This window comes from Pseudomonas sp. TH34, assembly GCF_016650865.1.
GTDB lineage: Bacteria > Pseudomonadota > Gammaproteobacteria > Pseudomonadales > Pseudomonadaceae > Aquipseudomonas > Aquipseudomonas yamanorum.
Genome location: NZ_JAEKFB010000011.1, coordinates 95,410 through 109,664, shown reverse-complemented (window position 1 = coordinate 109,664; position 14,255 = coordinate 95,410). Strand labels below are relative to the sequence as shown.

The following is a 14,255-nucleotide window of genomic DNA, read 5'->3' as shown; positions in this document are numbered from 1 at the left end:
TGTAATTTTCCCTTCAGAGCCGAAATTCCCCCATGACTGCACCTCAGCGCCTCACCGACCGTAAACGCGAAGCCATCGTGGCAGCCGCCATCGCCGAGTTTCGCGACAACGGTTTCGAGGTCACGAGCATGGACAAGATTGCCGCCACCGCAGGGGTTTCCAAACGCACGGTGTACAACCACTTCCCTAGCAAGGAAGAACTGTTCGCCGAGATCCTGCATCAACTGTGGGCCAGCAGCGTGGCGCAACTGGACGTCAGCTACGCCAGCGACCGCCCGCTGCGTGAGCAACTGCGCGGGTTGCTGCAGGCCAAGATGGCGATGATGTCGGACGCCAACTTCCTCGACCTGGCCCGCGTGGCGATTGCCGCGACTATCCACTCGCCGGAACGCGCCCAGGACATGGTCAACCGCCTGAGCAAGCGCGAAGAAGGGTTCACCCAATGGGTGCGCGCCGCCCAGGAAGACGGCCGGCTGAGTTGCACCGACCCCTGCTTCGCCGCCCACCAGGTGCAAAGCCTGCTCAAGGCTTTTGCCTTCTGGCCACAGATCACCCTCGGCCAGCCAACTCTGGACGCCGACGCCCAAGCGAACGTCATCGAGTCGGCCATCGACCTGTTCCTGGCGGGCTACGAGGTCGTGCCGCAGCACTGACCTGTTACAGGAACGACATCCAAGGTCGTTTTTTGTCTGATTCGCCCTGTGTCCTTTGCAAATGGCTTGGAAGGACACTGATTATTCCCACGCGAATAACTGACAATATTCACACGTATTATCCGACCAGTGGTTTTTCCGATCACGTGTGCCGTCGTACCTGCAAAAAAAGAATCGACCCAGGAATTTATGGAAAACCAACGAGGCAAAGGGCTGTCATTTGCCAGACGTATCTACAGGCCAAGGATCATCGGCCTGGGCATCGGCTGCATCAGCGTCATCGCTGCACTTTACCCACTGCACATGCCTGGCTGGGTCTGGGCGCTGCTGCTGTTCAATGGTTTTGGCTGGGCGCACCTGGCGTATCAACTGTCCACTCGCTCCGATTTCCCCTACAAGGCGGAACGGCGAAACCTGCTGTACGACTCGCTGCTCGGCGGATTCTGGGCGGCCACCACCCAATTCACGCCCCTTACCGCCGTAACCATCCTGTCGATGATGGCCATGAACAACGTCGCCGCCGGAGGCAAACGCCTGTTCCTCCACGGGATAGTCGCGCAGCTGGTGGGCATCGGCGTGTCATGGCTGTTATTCGGTATCAAGTTCAACCCCGACGTCAGCCTGGTCCAGGTCTACGCCTGCCTGCCCATGCTGACGCTGTATCCCATGGCGCTGGGCATGGTCTGCTACCGCCTGGCGATCAAACTGTCGGAACACAAACGTGCCCTGAGCGCCCTGAGCCGTACCGACAGCCTTACCGGCCTGCTCAATCACGGCTCGTGGAAAGACCTGCTGCACCTGAAGTTTCACAAGTGCCAGCAACAACAGGTCCACGCCACCATTGCACTGATCGACATCGATCATTTCAAGCAGATCAACGACAGCTACGGGCACATCATCGGTGACCAGGTTCTGCGCCAACTGAGCCTGGAGCTGCGCCGCAACCTGCGGGAAAACGACCTGGCCGGGCGTTACGGCGGCGACGAATTCTGTGTGATTCTTCCGGACATGCCCATGGAACAGGCGGCGCAAGTCATGGAACGCATGCGCGAGGTGTTCAGTAATTACCGTAACCCGGAAATCCCGGAGTTGCGGGTCAGCCTGAGCATTGGCCTGGCGTCTTTTCAAAGCACCTTCACCGACGCGGCCACGTGGCTCAACGCAGCGGACCGCGCGCTGTATGCGGCCAAGGACACTGGCCGTAACCGCGTGAATATCAGCGACTATGTGGTCGCTCATAGCGCTTGAATCCCGCGAACTACACCTCGTCTGAATTAAACGCAGCTACCACCGACCGATAGCATAATGCCGCCATTGGTCGGTCGCCGTAGAACTTCTTGCCGACCATACGACTCAGAACCCGCTGTTCCACCCTCTGTCAGCACAAGGAAGCTGGCAATGAGCACGTTCGCCGTAGGCTTGAGCCATACGGTGGCAGGCGCCCCCATGGATACCCCTGACGCTTGCTTCCCCCGAGCACACGACCATGCTATTCAACGCCCATAAAAAAACCATCAGTACCTTGCAAGCCACCCTTGCCCAGCAAGCCAGCCTTCTCGACGCCATCGACCGCTCCATGGCAGTGATCGAATTCGACCTGCAAGGCATGGTCCTGCGAGCCAATGAGAACTTTCTCAAGGCCATGGGTTACAACGCCGATCAAGTGGTGGGCCAGTCCCACCGGCTATTCTGTACCCCGGCCTTTGCCCGCAGCGCCGAGTACGGCCAATTGTGGACACAACTGCGCAACGGCCAATTCCAGTCCGGCACCTTCGAACGGGTGACCAGCAGCGGCCAGCCGATCTGGCTGGAAGCCAGTTACAACCCGGTGCGCGACGAATCCGGCAACGTGGTGAAAGTGGTGAAGTACGCCATGGACGTCACCTCGAAAATGCAGGCGGAGAGCGAAGCCAACGCCAAGTTGCAGGCCATCGATCGCGCCATGGCGGTGATCGAGTTCAACCTCGACGGCACCATCATCAGCGCCAATCAGAATTTCCTGCATCGCATGGGCTACAGCCTGGCGCAGGTCCAGGGCAAGCATCACCGCATGTTCTGCACACCGGAGCTGGCCAACAGCAGCGCCTACAGCGATTTCTGGCAACGGCTGAATCAGGGCGAGCTGTTCAACGGCCAGTTCGAACGCATCGACAAAAACGGCCATGTGGTGTGGCTGGAAGCCAACTACAACCCGGTGTATGACGCCAGCGGGCGCCTGTGCAAGGTGGTGAAGTACGCTTCCGACGTCACGGCCATGGTGGAGAAACACGCCGCCGACGCCCAAAGCGCCACCCAGGCTTATCACATCTCGCTGCAAACCCGGGACTTCGCCGAAAAAGGCGCCGAGGTGATCCAGCAGACCGCCACGGGCATGCGCGAGATTGCCACCAACATCGACGGTTCTTCCGCGCTGATCGCCAAGCTGGGCGAGCGTTCGCAGCAGATCACCGCCATCGTCAACACCATTCGCGGGATCGCCGATCAGACCAACTTGCTGGCCTTGAACGCCGCCATCGAAGCCGCCCGCGCCGGCGAGCAAGGCCGCGGGTTTGCGGTGGTGGCCGATGAAGTGCGCCAGTTGGCGGCGCGCACCAGCGGCTCAACGGCGGAGATTTCGTCGATGATCGAGATGATCCAGAGCGAAACCCGCCAGGCCATCGACAGCATGGACGGCACCCGCGACCGCGCCGCCCAGGGCGTGGACCTGGCGAACCAGGCCGGCACCGTGATCCTGCAGATTCGCGAAGGCGCCAGCGAAGCGGTGCAGGCGGTGAGTGCGTTTGCCAATGAGCGGGGCAACAGGTAAGCGACAGGCTTCTTCATGTGCCTGGTGGAGGGCTCGGTCTATAGTGGTGGCTTGTCTTACACCACGGATTCGAGCCCGCCATGACCCCGGATAAACCTGACGCCAACGTTGACCACCTGCGCTTTCATCGTAAACACGCCCATCTCGAACCGACCTTCGGTAATGACACCTTTGCGCTGAAAGCCGAAGCCTTCGCGCGCTTCTTTGGCACCCCGACCTTCCTGGGGGCGCAAACGGCAATCGTGATTCTGTGGGTCGTGCTCAACGTGACCGGCATCACGCACTTTGACGTGTATCCGTTCATTCTCTTGAACCTGGCGTTCAGCCTGCAATCGGCCTATGCCGCACCGCTGATCCTGCTGGCCCAGACCCGCCAAGCCGCACGGGACAAGGCCCAGTCCGACGCCGACGCCCAGCACCGCGAAGCCCTGGCCGTGGCCAACACGGAACGCCAGGCCCAGGCAGCGCAGACCACCAAGCAATTGCTGGAACTGCTGGAACAGAACACCAAACTCACCGAGATGACCAAGCAACTGACCGAGCGCATCGAAGGGTTGACCACTGAGATGCACGAGCACTTCGTGCGCAAAACCTGACCCTGCCACACATCCAATGTGGGAGCTGGCTTGCCTGCGATTGCATCACCGCGGTATGCCTGATGCACAGCAGCGCCTGTATCGCAGGCAAGCCAGCTCCCACAGTCAGTGCTCCGGCAAGTGCACATGCTGGCCCAACTGATCAAATAACGTCACCACCGAGCGCAGCGCCCGGCAATCCGGGCGTGTCAGCAGCCACAGGGCCGTGTCGTGCCCCGTCAGCGGTGGGCTCAACGGTTGCAGGCCTGCGCCCAGCAAGTAATCCGGTAACGCCGCCACACCGAGCCCCGCGCGCACCAGTTCGGTCACCGAGACCATGCTGTTGCAGCGATAGGCCGGCATCACCCCGGGCAAGTGCTGGCGCCGCCAGGTGACGGTGGGATGGTCCGGCAGAAAGTCATCCGGCGCGATCCAGTTGAGGGCGGCCAGCTCCTTGCCTGCATGCTGGCGGGCATAGTCGGCACTGGCACACACCCGATACGACACCGTGCCCAGGCAACGTCCTACCAGATGCTCGGGCGGAGTCTTGGTCAGGCGCAGGGCGATATCCGCATCGCGGCGGCTGAGATTGGCAAAGTCATTAGAGGTGCTCAGCTCCAGGGTCAGCGCGGGGTAGCCGGGCATAAACTGCGCCAGGGCCGGCAACAACAGTGACTGCAACACCGAATCCGTACAGGTCAGGCGTACCGTGCCGCTTATCACTTCACCGCCCTGCTCCACCCCCACGCGCGCCGCCTCCAGTGCTTGTTCGGCACGTTCGGCCTGCTCGGCCAGCGTCGTGGCCAGGGTGGTGGGCAGGTAGCCGGCACGGCTCTTTTCGAACAGTGTCTGGCCCAGCGCCGCCTCCAGCCGCCGCACCGCGCGAAACACCGTCGACACGTCCACACGCAGCAACGCCGCTGCACGGGCGAGCGTGCCGCCACGCACCAGCGCGAGGATCAGGGAAAGGTCGGAGTAATCGATCTGATAGTGCGTCGCTGCATTGAACATATGGGCTAACGCCAATATTGATTGCGTGAACGCCAATCTATAGTGAGCGCCAGGACTCAACAAGCCACGGATACCCTCAATGAATAAAACAACCCTGCACCTGGCCCTGATCGGCGACTACGATGCACAAGTCACTGCCCACCAGGCCATTCCCTTGGCGTTGCAACAGGCCGGCGCGGCGTTGGGCCTGACGGTGCGGTTCGACTGGCTGGCCACCGACACGATCAAATCCACCGAACACTTGCAGCACTACGATGGCTTCTGGTGCGTCCCCGCCAGCCCTTACCGTGACCTCGACGGCGCGCTGCGGGCCATCCGTTATGCCCGAGAACAGCGGCGCCCTTTCCTCGGCACCTGCGGCGGTTTTCAACACGCGGTGCTGGAATATGCCCGCAACGTGTTGGGCTGGGCCGACGCAGAACACGGCGAACTGGCTCCCGATTCGCCCCGTGCAGTACTCACGCCCCTGACCTGTGCGCTGGTGGAAGCAACTGACACCATCCGCTTGATGGCCTTTACCCGCATCGCCGAGGCCTACGCCACTCTGGATATCCATGAAGGCTACCGTTGCCGCTATGGCATCAATCCCGACTTCGAAAGCGCACTGCTGGAAGCCGACCTGATTGCCAGCGGCCATGACTCGGCGGGCGACCTGCGGGCGGTGGAGCTGCTGGACCATCCGTTTTTTGTCGCCACCCTGTTCCAGCCGGAACGTGCGGCCCTCACAGGCATCACACCGCCGCTGGCAATTGCACTGCTGAAGGCCTGCGTATGATCGCCAAGACGCCCAAGCCGCCGTACTACGCGGTGGTGTTCAGTTCCCTGCGTACTGAAGGCGACAACGGCTACGGACAAGCCGCCGACCGCATGCTGGAACTGGCCCGGCAACAACCTGGTTTTCTCGGCGTGGAATCGGCGCGAGGGGAAGATGGCCTGGGCATCACCGTGTCCTACTGGAGCAGCGAAGCCGCGATCCTGGCCTGGAAGCAGCACGCCGAACACACCGAAGTGCGCGAACAGGGGCGCTCCACCTGGTACTCGGCGTGCCATACACGGGTGTGCAAGGTGGAGCGGTCTTACGCGTTCGAGCGCTGAACCATCAGCCTGTGTAAAACACTCAATGTGGCCAAGGGAGCCTCTGTGGTGAGGGAGCTTCTGTGGCGTTCAACCCACCAGACTGCGCACCGCACTGATCTGCGGAATCTCCACCCGGCGCATGTACACCCGCAGCGGTTCCGTGATGTTGATGCGATCGTCGATGTTCTGGTCCAGCAGCAGTTGGATCCGCTCGCGGGACAGGGTCATGGCCTGCTCGTCAACCGGCTGCCAGACAAACTCGGCGGTCGGGATGATGCCATCGTCGGCCACGTCCATGCCGAAGGCGTCTTCGCTGAAACGGACGATGTACTGGTGGGTCTTGCGGTTCAGGCCGACAAAACCGTGGAGTTGGTCGGCGGCCTGGCAGATAAGCTCGGAGGTGATGCGCATGGTAAACCTCACTGAAAAGTCCTGTTTGGACTGGAAAGATGGTTTACACGCATGGCAGATAATCTGCCCTCTGATGGGGCAACTGAGGGCAAGAATACTGCATGGCACGGCACAAAAGTGCAGAAAAATGGCCTGTGAACACGTTAATGTCGGTTTGGTGATAGCGCCATTCGCAAGCAATTGTTAAAAAGGAGCCCTTCTCAAAGTTACCTCCACGAAAGGACTTCGCTTATGCCTGTCACGTTTACCAAGAGTGCCCTGCTGCTGGCCCTGATGCTGGGCCTTGGCCACGCACAGGCGGCAAGCCCGATCAGCCCTACCGAACTCGCGGCCAACGAAGGCATTCCAAACCCTGCCGTCATTGCCCACCGTGGCGCGTCCTTCGATGCACCGGAATCCACCGCCGCCGCCTACAAAGTCGCGCGCGACCTGGGTGCCGACTACCTGGAAATGGACCTGCAACGCAGCAAGGACGGCGTGCTGTTTGCCCTGCATGACAACAACCTGCAACGCACCACCGACGTCGCCACCAAGTTCCCCGAGCGCAAGGACAGCCCGGCCAACGAATTCACCTGGGCCGAGCTTAAAACCCTGGATGCCGGCAGTTGGTTCAACGCCGCCTACCCGGATCGCGCCCGCCCAGGCTTCGTCGGCTTGAAAATCCTCAGCCTGGACGAAATCATCAAGATCGCCGAAGGCAACCCGCAGCACAAACCCGGCCTGTACATCGAAACCAAAGAGCCGAAGCAATTCCCGGGTATCGAAGCCGACCTGAAGAACAAGCTGTTGGACAAAGGCTGGTTGAGCTCCACCGGCTCCAACCAGGCCCAGAAAAACATCGGCGTCGGCCAGGGCAAGGGCCGCGTCGTGCTGCAAACCTTTGAAAAGGACAGCCTGAAAGAACTGCAAAAAGAGATGCCCAACACCCCGAAAATCCTGCTGTTGTGGGTCGGTGAAGGCAGCATAGAGCCGAAATCCAAGGTGACCTTCGCCGAGTCCGGCGAGCCGAGCAAAGCCGCCTACTACGCCAAGCAGGAACCGAAGGACGCCGCCGAGTTCGAAAAATGGGTCGACGAGGCCAAGAGCCTGGGCGCCATCGGTACTGGCCCTTCGGCACAACTGACCAACCTGGGCGACCAGAGCTATTCCGACCTGGTCAAACCCGAGATGAACCAGTTGACCCACGACAAAGGCATGCTGGTGCACGTGTACACCGTGGATGAGCCGGTGGACTTCGACAAGGTGATGAAAGCCGGCGTCGACGGCATCTTCACCAACCGCGCCGCCGAACTGCTGAAGTACTACAAACGCTGGCCGTCCTCGAGTGTGGCCGACCTGCTGCAGGACAACGGTTACTGAGTGAGTTCCGAATGGTCAGGTCGCCTGTGGCTGGGGCCTGACTACGGGCTGATCCTGGGCATACCGGGGCGCACCGCGCCCCATGCACACTATGCCCACCAGTTGATGTTCTCCCCGGGCGGGCCGGTCACGGCCAGCCTCGATGGCCGTGTCACCACGGCCCATCGCCTGTTCATCCCCTCACGAATGCCCCACGCCCTCCTCCACGCCCATGGTGAGGTGTTGATGGTGTATGCCGAACCCGGCGCATTTGACCTCGACTCTTTGCAGGCCGCCCTGGCCGACAGTGAACTGTCCCTGGAAGCACTCGAGCACACGCTGCGCCAGTTGCCGAGACGCGCACTGGACGACGCCCGGGTGGAGCGCGCGCTGTTGGCGCTGGATCAGCAACTGAGCGGCAAGGTCTCAGCCCACGCCCTGGCGCAGGCAGCGCACGTTTCGTTAAGCCAACTGGAACGTTTGTTCGCCAACCAACTGGGTTTGCCCGTGCGCCGCCTGGTGCTGTGGCGGCGCTTGCGGGTGGCGCTCGGACTGGCGCTCGGCGGCAGCACCTTGACCGAGGCAGCCCATGGCGCCGGGTTCGCTGATTCGGCGCATTTTTCACGGACCATGAAGCAACTATTTGGCGTCACGGCCGGGGCGTCGTTGCGCAACCTGCACGTACGAATCCTGGATTAGACCGACGGGAACCGGCGGCTCCCTGCTCAAGCGCACCGTCCTGAACGGATCGCACAACTGCGTCACATACTCCTGCGGAAAATCCGGCCGGCTGCCAATCCCCAAGTCGCCCTGGCCCATTCGATAGTCATGGCTATAAAACGCGGTGCCCAGCAGCCGATCCCATAGATTGAAAAACAAGCCGAAATTCACATCCCCCGCCCGGCCATATTTCATGTGATGAAAACGATGCACCGGCGCCCAGGCGAATACCCAGCGCAGCGGCCCCAGGCGCATGTCGACATTGGAATGCTGCAACAGCAACTGAACGGCAATCGCCAGGGCCAGCAGCAGCGCAACGTCCGTTGGAATGCCCAGCAGGATCAGCGGCAACAAGCCCGCCGTGGCTTCGAGCATCTGGTGCAACGGATGCTTCATCAAGCCATTGAAACTGTACAACCGCTGCACGCTGTGATGCACCGCATGCAGACGCCACAAGGCCGCGAATCGGTGACTGGCGTAGTGCATCAGGGTGATGCCCGCATCGGCGATGAAGATCGCCAGCAGCAATTGCTCCCAGAGCGGCCACGCCCGCGGCCATACACCATCAACGGCCAGCAGCGCGGTCAATACCGGCAAGATCAACAAGCCCGCTGCATTGAGACCTTCGTTGACCACCGCATGAATCAGGTCGCGACGACGGTCACCCTGGTTGCGATTCCACTGCGGCTCATAGGGCAACCACCACTCCGCAATAAACGACACCACCACCGCACAGACAACTACCAGCCCCAGCCACTGCGGCTCATCCACCTGCACCAGCCAGAGCGCCCACCCGATAAATCCCACCCAGAACAAGGGCGCGTACACCCAGGCCAATAACTGTTTCATCTGTGCCTCCCATGATTGAGACGCCAGCATGAAACCCCGCACTCGCCGCCGATTGAACAAACGGCGCAATTTTAAGGGTGAGTTAAGTTGCGCTGGTTAACCTGATCCCACTTAAACAGCTCACCCCAAAGGATCACACCATGAAAAACCTGACTGCTCTGTTCGCCGCTGCCGCCTTGACCCTTACCGCTGGCTTGGCCCAGGCCGATGTTCGCCCGGACCACATTCCGAGCCTGCTCAAGTCCGGCGCCATCATGGACTTCGAAAAACTCAACGCCAAGGCAGTGGCCCAGCACAAAGGCGCCACCATCGTTGACACCGAGCTGGAAGACAAAGCCGGCCGCCTGGTCTACGAGACCGAACTGCGTGACACCAGCAACGTGAAGTGGGACGTGAAGCTGGATGCGAAGACCGGCGAAGTCCTGGAAAACAAGCAAGACACTTGAGTTGAACCGCAAAAACGCCGCGCCGCTTTCGAGCCGCGCGGCTTTTTTATGCGCGCTCGTCGCCCAGAAGAGCAATTAGTCTAATTAGCATGAACGAATTTGTACCTTACGCCGCCAAGCTCGCTAGAATCCCAACCATCAGCCAAGGCACAACGCCAGCAGCATCAGGACCGGAACCGTTCGCCATGGGGCAAAAAGCCGTCGACATTGCCACCATTGGCCGAATCAGCGCCGTCCCGGCGATTCTCCAGGTGATCAGCGAAATGACCGGCTTGCGTTTTGCGGCCGTGGCACGGGTCACCGATGATTCATGGACCGCCTGCGCCGTGCGCGACCAGTTGGACTTCGGCCTGCCCGTGGGTGGCGAGCTGGACCTGACCACCACCCTGTGCCACGAAATCCGCGGCTCCCACGTCTCGATCGTGATCGACAAAGCCAGCGAAGACCCGCTGTACCGCGACCACCACACGCCACGCATCTACCACTTTGAAAGCTATATCTCGGTGCCGGTGTTTCGCACCGACGGGCGCTTCTTCGGCACCATCTGCGCCCTGGACCCGAATCCGGCGCAACTGCGCAGCAGCACCATCCAGTCGACCATGGAGTCGTTTGCCCGGGTGCTGTCGCTGCAGATCGAAGCCGAAGAAAGCCTCCAGCAGACCGAGGCCGACTTGCAGCAGGAGCGCGAAACCGCCGAACTGCGCGAACAATTCATCGCCGTGCTCGGCCACGACCTGCGCAACCCGCTGTTTGCCATCAACGTCGGCGCCGAACGGCTGCTGCGCAAACACCCGGACCCGGCCACCGACACCCTGGTACGGCACATGCTGGCCAGCGGCCGCCGGGCCTCGCAACTGGTGGAAGACGTACTGGACTTTGCCCGCGGGCGAATGGGCAGCGGCATCCCGGTGAACATCAGTGAATGCACTGGGCTTGAAGACACTTTGCAGCATGTGGTGGAAGAGGTGCAGCACGTGCACCCCAAGCGGCTGATTCACGCCCGCATCGGCAATCTCAAGGGTGTGAAAGGCGACCGCGAGCGGCTGGCGCAATTGCTCTCCAACCTGGTGGCCAACGCCATCAGCCACGGCAGTCCCGAAGGGCCGGTTGAAGTCAATGCGCAGGTCAACGCCGGCACGTTTGAGTTAACAGTGAAAAACCTTGGGCTGATCAGTGATGAGGCCATGCCGCTGCTGTTCCAGCCCTACTCCCGACCGACGGGCGCCCTGCCCCAGGCCGGACTGGGCCTGGGTTTGTACATCGTCAAACAGATTGCCGACGCCCATGGCGGGCGGCTGGAAGTGTCTTCCAGCGAGCAGGATGGCACGGTGTTTAGCTTCAGTTTGCCCGCAGGCGATTGACGGCCACCTCAAACCGTCACAAAAGCGTCAAATTCAGTTGCCATGATGCGCTCCAAGTGAACCTGTGAAATCTCCTACAGGCACTTTCCCTGCGAGCCTCCATGAACCACAGCATCGACCACAGCCACCAGGACTCCGACCTGTTTGGCTTGCTTTACGGTTTTCGTTTTCGCCCCGGTGAAAAGGGCGAACAGATTGACTCAGCCACTGCCCTGGCGGCCTTGCAGCAACCCGGTGATCCCGACGAATTTCTCTGGCTGCACCTGAATCTGGCCCACGCCGCCTGCGAGCGCTGGATGCAGGCGCACCTGAACCTGCCGGAAGAATTCTTCGAGGCCTTGCACGAAGGCTCGCGTTCCACCCGCATCGAACACGTGGACTCGGCCTTGCTGGCGGTGGTCAACGACGTGGTCTTCAACTTCAGCAGCATGGTCTCTTCAGACATTTCCACCTTGTGGGTGTGCGCCCGCAGCCGGCTGCTGATCAGCGCGCGCCTGCAACCGCTGCACTCGGTGGACAAGCTGCGCTCGTCGGTGAAGGCCGGTGAACACTTTCGCTCGCCGCTGGAACTGCTGGTGCATTTGCTGCGGGACCAGGGCGAGGTGCTGACGCAGATCGTGCGCAAGACCAGCCTCAGCGTCGACCAGATCGAGGACCAGTTGCTGTCGTCGCGCCTGTCCACCAACCGCGCTGAACTGGGCGCCGCACGCCGGGTGCTGGTGCGACTGCAACGGCTGCTGGCGCTGGAGCCGGGCTCGTTGCTGCGGCTGCTCAACCGCCCGCCGCAATGGTTGCAGAAGGAAGACGTGAAGGAGCTGCGCAAATCCACCGAGGAGTTTGCGCTGATCATCAACGACCTGATGGCGTTGGGTGAGCGCATCAAGCTGTTGCAGGAAGAGATCGCCGCCAACCTCAACGAACAGAGCAACCGCACGTTGTTCACCCTGACCGTGGTCACGGTGCTGGCGTTGCCGATCAACATCATTGCCGGTTTTTTTGGCATGAACGTTGGGGGCGTGCCGCTTTCCACTGACCCTGAAGGCTTCTGGATTCTGGTGGCACTGGTGGCGACGTTTACCCTGATTGCCGGGCGTTGGGCGTTTCGCAAGCGCAAGGATTATTGAATTTGAAATGCGATCAATGTGGGAGCTGGCTTGCCTGCGATAACGGTGGTAACTGATACACCGCTATCGCAGGCAAGCCAGCTCCCACATTTGATCGGCGGTGTTTTGTAGACCAGCGGCCATCCCAAATCTCGAAACACTGATTTACCGCAGCATCTCTGTAACATTCTGCAACGATCATGACGGATATCCTCCCTCAACACTGGATGTTCCGGCATGGCAACCCCTTCGCTGACCGCCTCCACCGCCTCCGTCACCAACGATCCCAAACCGCGCCTGGACAAGAAACCCGGCCTGGTGACGGTGATCGTTTTCTTCGCCGTACTCGCCATGGGCCTGTTGTTCACCGCCTACAGCCTGATGCACGACATGCACGAGCTCGGCACGGTGGTCACCACCTGGACGCCGTTCCTGCTGCTGGGTGTGGCGCTGTTGATTGCCCTGGGCTTCGAGTTCGTCAACGGTTTCCACGACACCGCCAACGCGGTGGCCACGGTGATCTACACCAACTCGTTGCCGCCGCATTTCGCGGTGGTGTGGTCGGGCTTTTTCAACTTCCTCGGCGTGCTGCTGTCCAGCGGCGCGGTGGCGTTCGGCATCATCGCCCTGCTGCCAGTGGAGCTGATTCTGCAGGTCGGCTCCTCGGCCGGCTTTGCAATGATCTTCGCGCTGTTGATCGCCGCGATCCTGTGGAACCTCGGCACCTGGTGGCTGGGTTTGCCGGCGTCGTCGTCCCACACCTTGATCGGCTCGATCATCGGCGTGGGCGTGGCCAACGCTCTGATGCATGGCCGTGACGGCACCAGCGGTGTGGACTGGGGCCAGGCGATCAAGATCGGTTACGCACTGTTGTTGTCGCCGCTGATCGGCTTCGCCTTCGCCGCCCTACTGTTGCTGGCGCTGCGGGCCTTCGTGAAAAACCGTTCGCTGTACAAGGCGCCAAAAGGCGACACCCCGCCACCATGGTGGATTCGCGGCATGCTGATCGTCACCTGTACCGGCGTATCGTTCGCCCACGGTTCCAACGACGGCCAGAAGGGTATGGGCCTGATCATGTTGATCCTGGTGGGCACCCTGCCTATGGCCTACGCGCTGAACCGCACCATGCCGGCCGGTGAGTCGTTGCAGTTTGCCGCCGTGGCCGAAGTGACCCAGGCAGCCCTGGTAAAAGCGGCGCCGCAACTGGCGCCTGCCGACTCGCGCGCCACCTTGTCGACCTACGTACGCACCAAGGAAGCCACGCCGGAACTGGTGCCCGCCCTCGCCTCCATCACCGGGCATATCGGTGAAGAAGTGAAGAGCTACGGCTCCCTCGCCGCCGTACCGGCCGAGGCCGTGGGCAACGTGCGTAACGACATGTACCTGACCAGCGAAACCATCCGCCTGATGGACAAGGGCAAGGTCGGCAACTTCGACGCCGACACCCAGAACAAGCTGCAACTGTTCAAGCAACAGATCGACAACGCCACACGGTTTATCCCGCTGTGGGTCAAGATCGCCGTGGCCATCGCCCTCGGCCTGGGAACCATGGTCGGCTGGAAGCGCATTGTGGTGACCGTGGGCGAGAAGATCGGCAAGACCCACCTGACCTACGCCCAGGGTGCATCGGCCGAGATGGTGGCGATGCTGACCATTGGCGCGGCGGACATGTATGGTTTGCCGGTGTCCACCACCCATGTGCTGTCGTCCGGTGTGGCCGGGACCATGGTGGCGAATGGTGGTGGGTTGCAGATGAAGACCATCCGCAACTTGCTGATGGCCTGGGTGCTGACACTGCCGGCAGCGATTCTGTTGTCGGGTAGCCTGTACTGGCTATTCACCAAGTTGTTCTGACACAATCCGATAAAAATGTGGGAGCTGGCTTGCCTGCGATAGCGGTGGTGA

At 61.1% G+C, this 14,255-nt stretch carries 15 protein-coding genes; 12 read left to right on the top strand and 3 right to left on the bottom strand.

Annotated elements, in window-relative coordinates; all coding sequences use genetic code 11:
* The first annotated feature begins 32 nt into the window (after positions 1-32).
* The 4 genes from JFU58_RS08190 (at position 33) to JFU58_RS08175 (ending at position 4,055) form a co-directional block, all read left to right on the top strand.
* Entirely contained in the window at positions 33-653 is a 621-nt protein-coding gene (locus tag JFU58_RS08190; RefSeq protein ID WP_063027808.1) for a TetR/AcrR family transcriptional regulator, read from the top strand.
* Between the two features lie 189 nt (positions 654-842).
* The gene (locus JFU58_RS08185; RefSeq protein WP_063027806.1) at positions 843-1,901 is read left to right on the top strand and encodes a diguanylate cyclase; all 1,059 of its coding nucleotides are present in this window, start codon (positions 843-845) and stop codon (positions 1,899-1,901) included.
* A gap of 238 nt (positions 1,902-2,139) precedes the next feature.
* On the top strand, positions 2,140-3,459 hold the full coding sequence (locus JFU58_RS08180) for a methyl-accepting chemotaxis protein (RefSeq protein ID WP_201140217.1): 1,320 nt from the start codon (positions 2,140-2,142) through the stop codon (positions 3,457-3,459).
* A gap of 80 nt (positions 3,460-3,539) precedes the next feature.
* The gene (locus JFU58_RS08175) at positions 3,540-4,055 is read left to right on the top strand and encodes a DUF1003 domain-containing protein (protein ID WP_093207014.1); all 516 of its coding nucleotides are present in this window, start codon (positions 3,540-3,542) and stop codon (positions 4,053-4,055) included.
* 105 nt (positions 4,056-4,160) lie between these two features.
* On the opposite strand, the gene JFU58_RS08170 is transcribed toward JFU58_RS08175, so the two are convergent.
* Positions 4,161-5,045 (bottom strand): LysR family transcriptional regulator, encoded by an 885-nt coding sequence (locus JFU58_RS08170; protein WP_093207010.1) that lies wholly within the window; start codon positions 5,043-5,045, stop codon positions 4,161-4,163.
* Positions 5,046-5,124: 79 nt separating this feature from the next.
* Between JFU58_RS08170 and JFU58_RS08165 the strand changes: the two genes are divergently transcribed.
* The gene (locus JFU58_RS08165) at positions 5,125-5,820 is read left to right on the top strand and encodes a CTP synthase C-terminal region-related (seleno)protein (protein WP_201140215.1); all 696 of its coding nucleotides are present in this window, start codon (positions 5,125-5,127) and stop codon (positions 5,818-5,820) included.
* Positions 5,817-6,140, top strand: a complete 324-nt coding sequence (locus JFU58_RS08160) for an antibiotic biosynthesis monooxygenase family protein (RefSeq protein ID WP_093207001.1) — start codon at positions 5,817-5,819, stop codon at positions 6,138-6,140. Before JFU58_RS08165 ends, JFU58_RS08160 begins: the two co-directional genes overlap by 4 nt.
* Before the next feature lie 69 nt (positions 6,141-6,209).
* Here the strand turns inward: JFU58_RS08160 and JFU58_RS08155 are convergent, their stop codons facing one another.
* A complete protein-coding gene (locus tag JFU58_RS08155) occupies positions 6,210-6,533 on the bottom strand; it encodes a DUF2025 family protein (RefSeq protein ID WP_063027796.1) in 324 nt (107 codons plus the stop codon).
* Positions 6,534-6,764: 231 nt separating this feature from the next.
* Between JFU58_RS08155 and JFU58_RS08150 the strand changes: the two genes are divergently transcribed.
* Both JFU58_RS08150 and JFU58_RS08145 read left to right on the top strand, forming a co-directional pair.
* On the top strand, positions 6,765-7,892 hold the full coding sequence (locus JFU58_RS08150; protein WP_093206997.1) for a glycerophosphodiester phosphodiesterase: 1,128 nt from the start codon (positions 6,765-6,767) through the stop codon (positions 7,890-7,892).
* On the top strand, positions 7,893-8,570 hold the full coding sequence (locus JFU58_RS08145; protein ID WP_201140214.1) for a helix-turn-helix domain-containing protein: 678 nt from the start codon (positions 7,893-7,895) through the stop codon (positions 8,568-8,570).
* Here JFU58_RS08145 and JFU58_RS08140 read toward each other — a convergent pair.
* Positions 8,511-9,440 (bottom strand): sterol desaturase family protein, encoded by a 930-nt coding sequence (locus JFU58_RS08140; protein WP_201140213.1) that lies wholly within the window; start codon positions 9,438-9,440, stop codon positions 8,511-8,513. The two genes, JFU58_RS08145 and JFU58_RS08140, sit on opposite strands and share 60 nt — an antisense overlap.
* A 140-nt stretch (positions 9,441-9,580) precedes the next feature.
* On the opposite strand from JFU58_RS08140, the gene JFU58_RS08135 reads away from it, so the two are divergent.
* The 4 genes from JFU58_RS08135 to JFU58_RS08120 all read left to right on the top strand — a co-directional run bounded on the left by JFU58_RS08135 (position 9,581) and on the right by JFU58_RS08120 (position 14,204).
* A complete protein-coding gene (locus tag JFU58_RS08135; protein ID WP_017475930.1) occupies positions 9,581-9,886 on the top strand; it encodes a PepSY domain-containing protein in 306 nt (101 codons plus the stop codon).
* A 185-nt stretch (positions 9,887-10,071) separates the two neighbouring features.
* Positions 10,072-11,247: a GAF domain-containing sensor histidine kinase gene (locus tag JFU58_RS08130; RefSeq protein ID WP_063027786.1), complete on the top strand. Its 1,176-nt coding sequence runs from the start codon at positions 10,072-10,074 to the stop codon at positions 11,245-11,247.
* A 101-nt stretch (positions 11,248-11,348) separates the two neighbouring features.
* Entirely contained in the window at positions 11,349-12,371 is a 1,023-nt protein-coding gene (locus tag JFU58_RS08125; RefSeq protein WP_003211449.1) for a transporter, read from the top strand.
* Between the two features lie 216 nt (positions 12,372-12,587).
* Positions 12,588-14,204, top strand: a complete 1,617-nt coding sequence (locus JFU58_RS08120; RefSeq protein ID WP_201140212.1) for an inorganic phosphate transporter — start codon at positions 12,588-12,590, stop codon at positions 14,202-14,204.
* Positions 14,205-14,255 lie beyond the last annotated feature (51 nt).

Coding starts and splice junctions, on each gene's coding strand:
- JFU58_RS08135 (WP_017475930.1), top strand. CDS start 9,581: ATGAAAAACCTGACTGCTCTGTTCGCCGCTGCCGCCTTGACCCTTACC.
- JFU58_RS08180 (WP_201140217.1), top strand. CDS start 2,140: ATGCTATTCAACGCCCATAAAAAAACCATCAGTACCTTGCAAGCCACC.
- JFU58_RS08185 (WP_063027806.1), top strand. CDS start 843: ATGGAAAACCAACGAGGCAAAGGGCTGTCATTTGCCAGACGTATCTAC.
- JFU58_RS08170 (WP_093207010.1), bottom strand. CDS start 5,045: ATGTTCAATGCAGCGACGCACTATCAGATCGATTACTCCGACCTTTCC.
- JFU58_RS08190 (WP_063027808.1), top strand. CDS start 33: ATGACTGCACCTCAGCGCCTCACCGACCGTAAACGCGAAGCCATCGTG.
- JFU58_RS08165 (WP_201140215.1), top strand. CDS start 5,125: ATGAATAAAACAACCCTGCACCTGGCCCTGATCGGCGACTACGATGCA.
- JFU58_RS08125 (WP_003211449.1), top strand. CDS start 11,349: ATGAACCACAGCATCGACCACAGCCACCAGGACTCCGACCTGTTTGGC.
- JFU58_RS08160 (WP_093207001.1), top strand. CDS start 5,817: ATGATCGCCAAGACGCCCAAGCCGCCGTACTACGCGGTGGTGTTCAGT.
- JFU58_RS08155 (WP_063027796.1), bottom strand. CDS start 6,533: ATGCGCATCACCTCCGAGCTTATCTGCCAGGCCGCCGACCAACTCCAC.
- JFU58_RS08175 (WP_093207014.1), top strand. CDS start 3,540: ATGACCCCGGATAAACCTGACGCCAACGTTGACCACCTGCGCTTTCAT.
- JFU58_RS08150 (WP_093206997.1), top strand. CDS start 6,765: ATGCCTGTCACGTTTACCAAGAGTGCCCTGCTGCTGGCCCTGATGCTG.
- JFU58_RS08130 (WP_063027786.1), top strand. CDS start 10,072: ATGGGGCAAAAAGCCGTCGACATTGCCACCATTGGCCGAATCAGCGCC.
- JFU58_RS08120 (WP_201140212.1), top strand. CDS start 12,588: ATGGCAACCCCTTCGCTGACCGCCTCCACCGCCTCCGTCACCAACGAT.
- JFU58_RS08140 (WP_201140213.1), bottom strand. CDS start 9,440: ATGAAACAGTTATTGGCCTGGGTGTACGCGCCCTTGTTCTGGGTGGGA.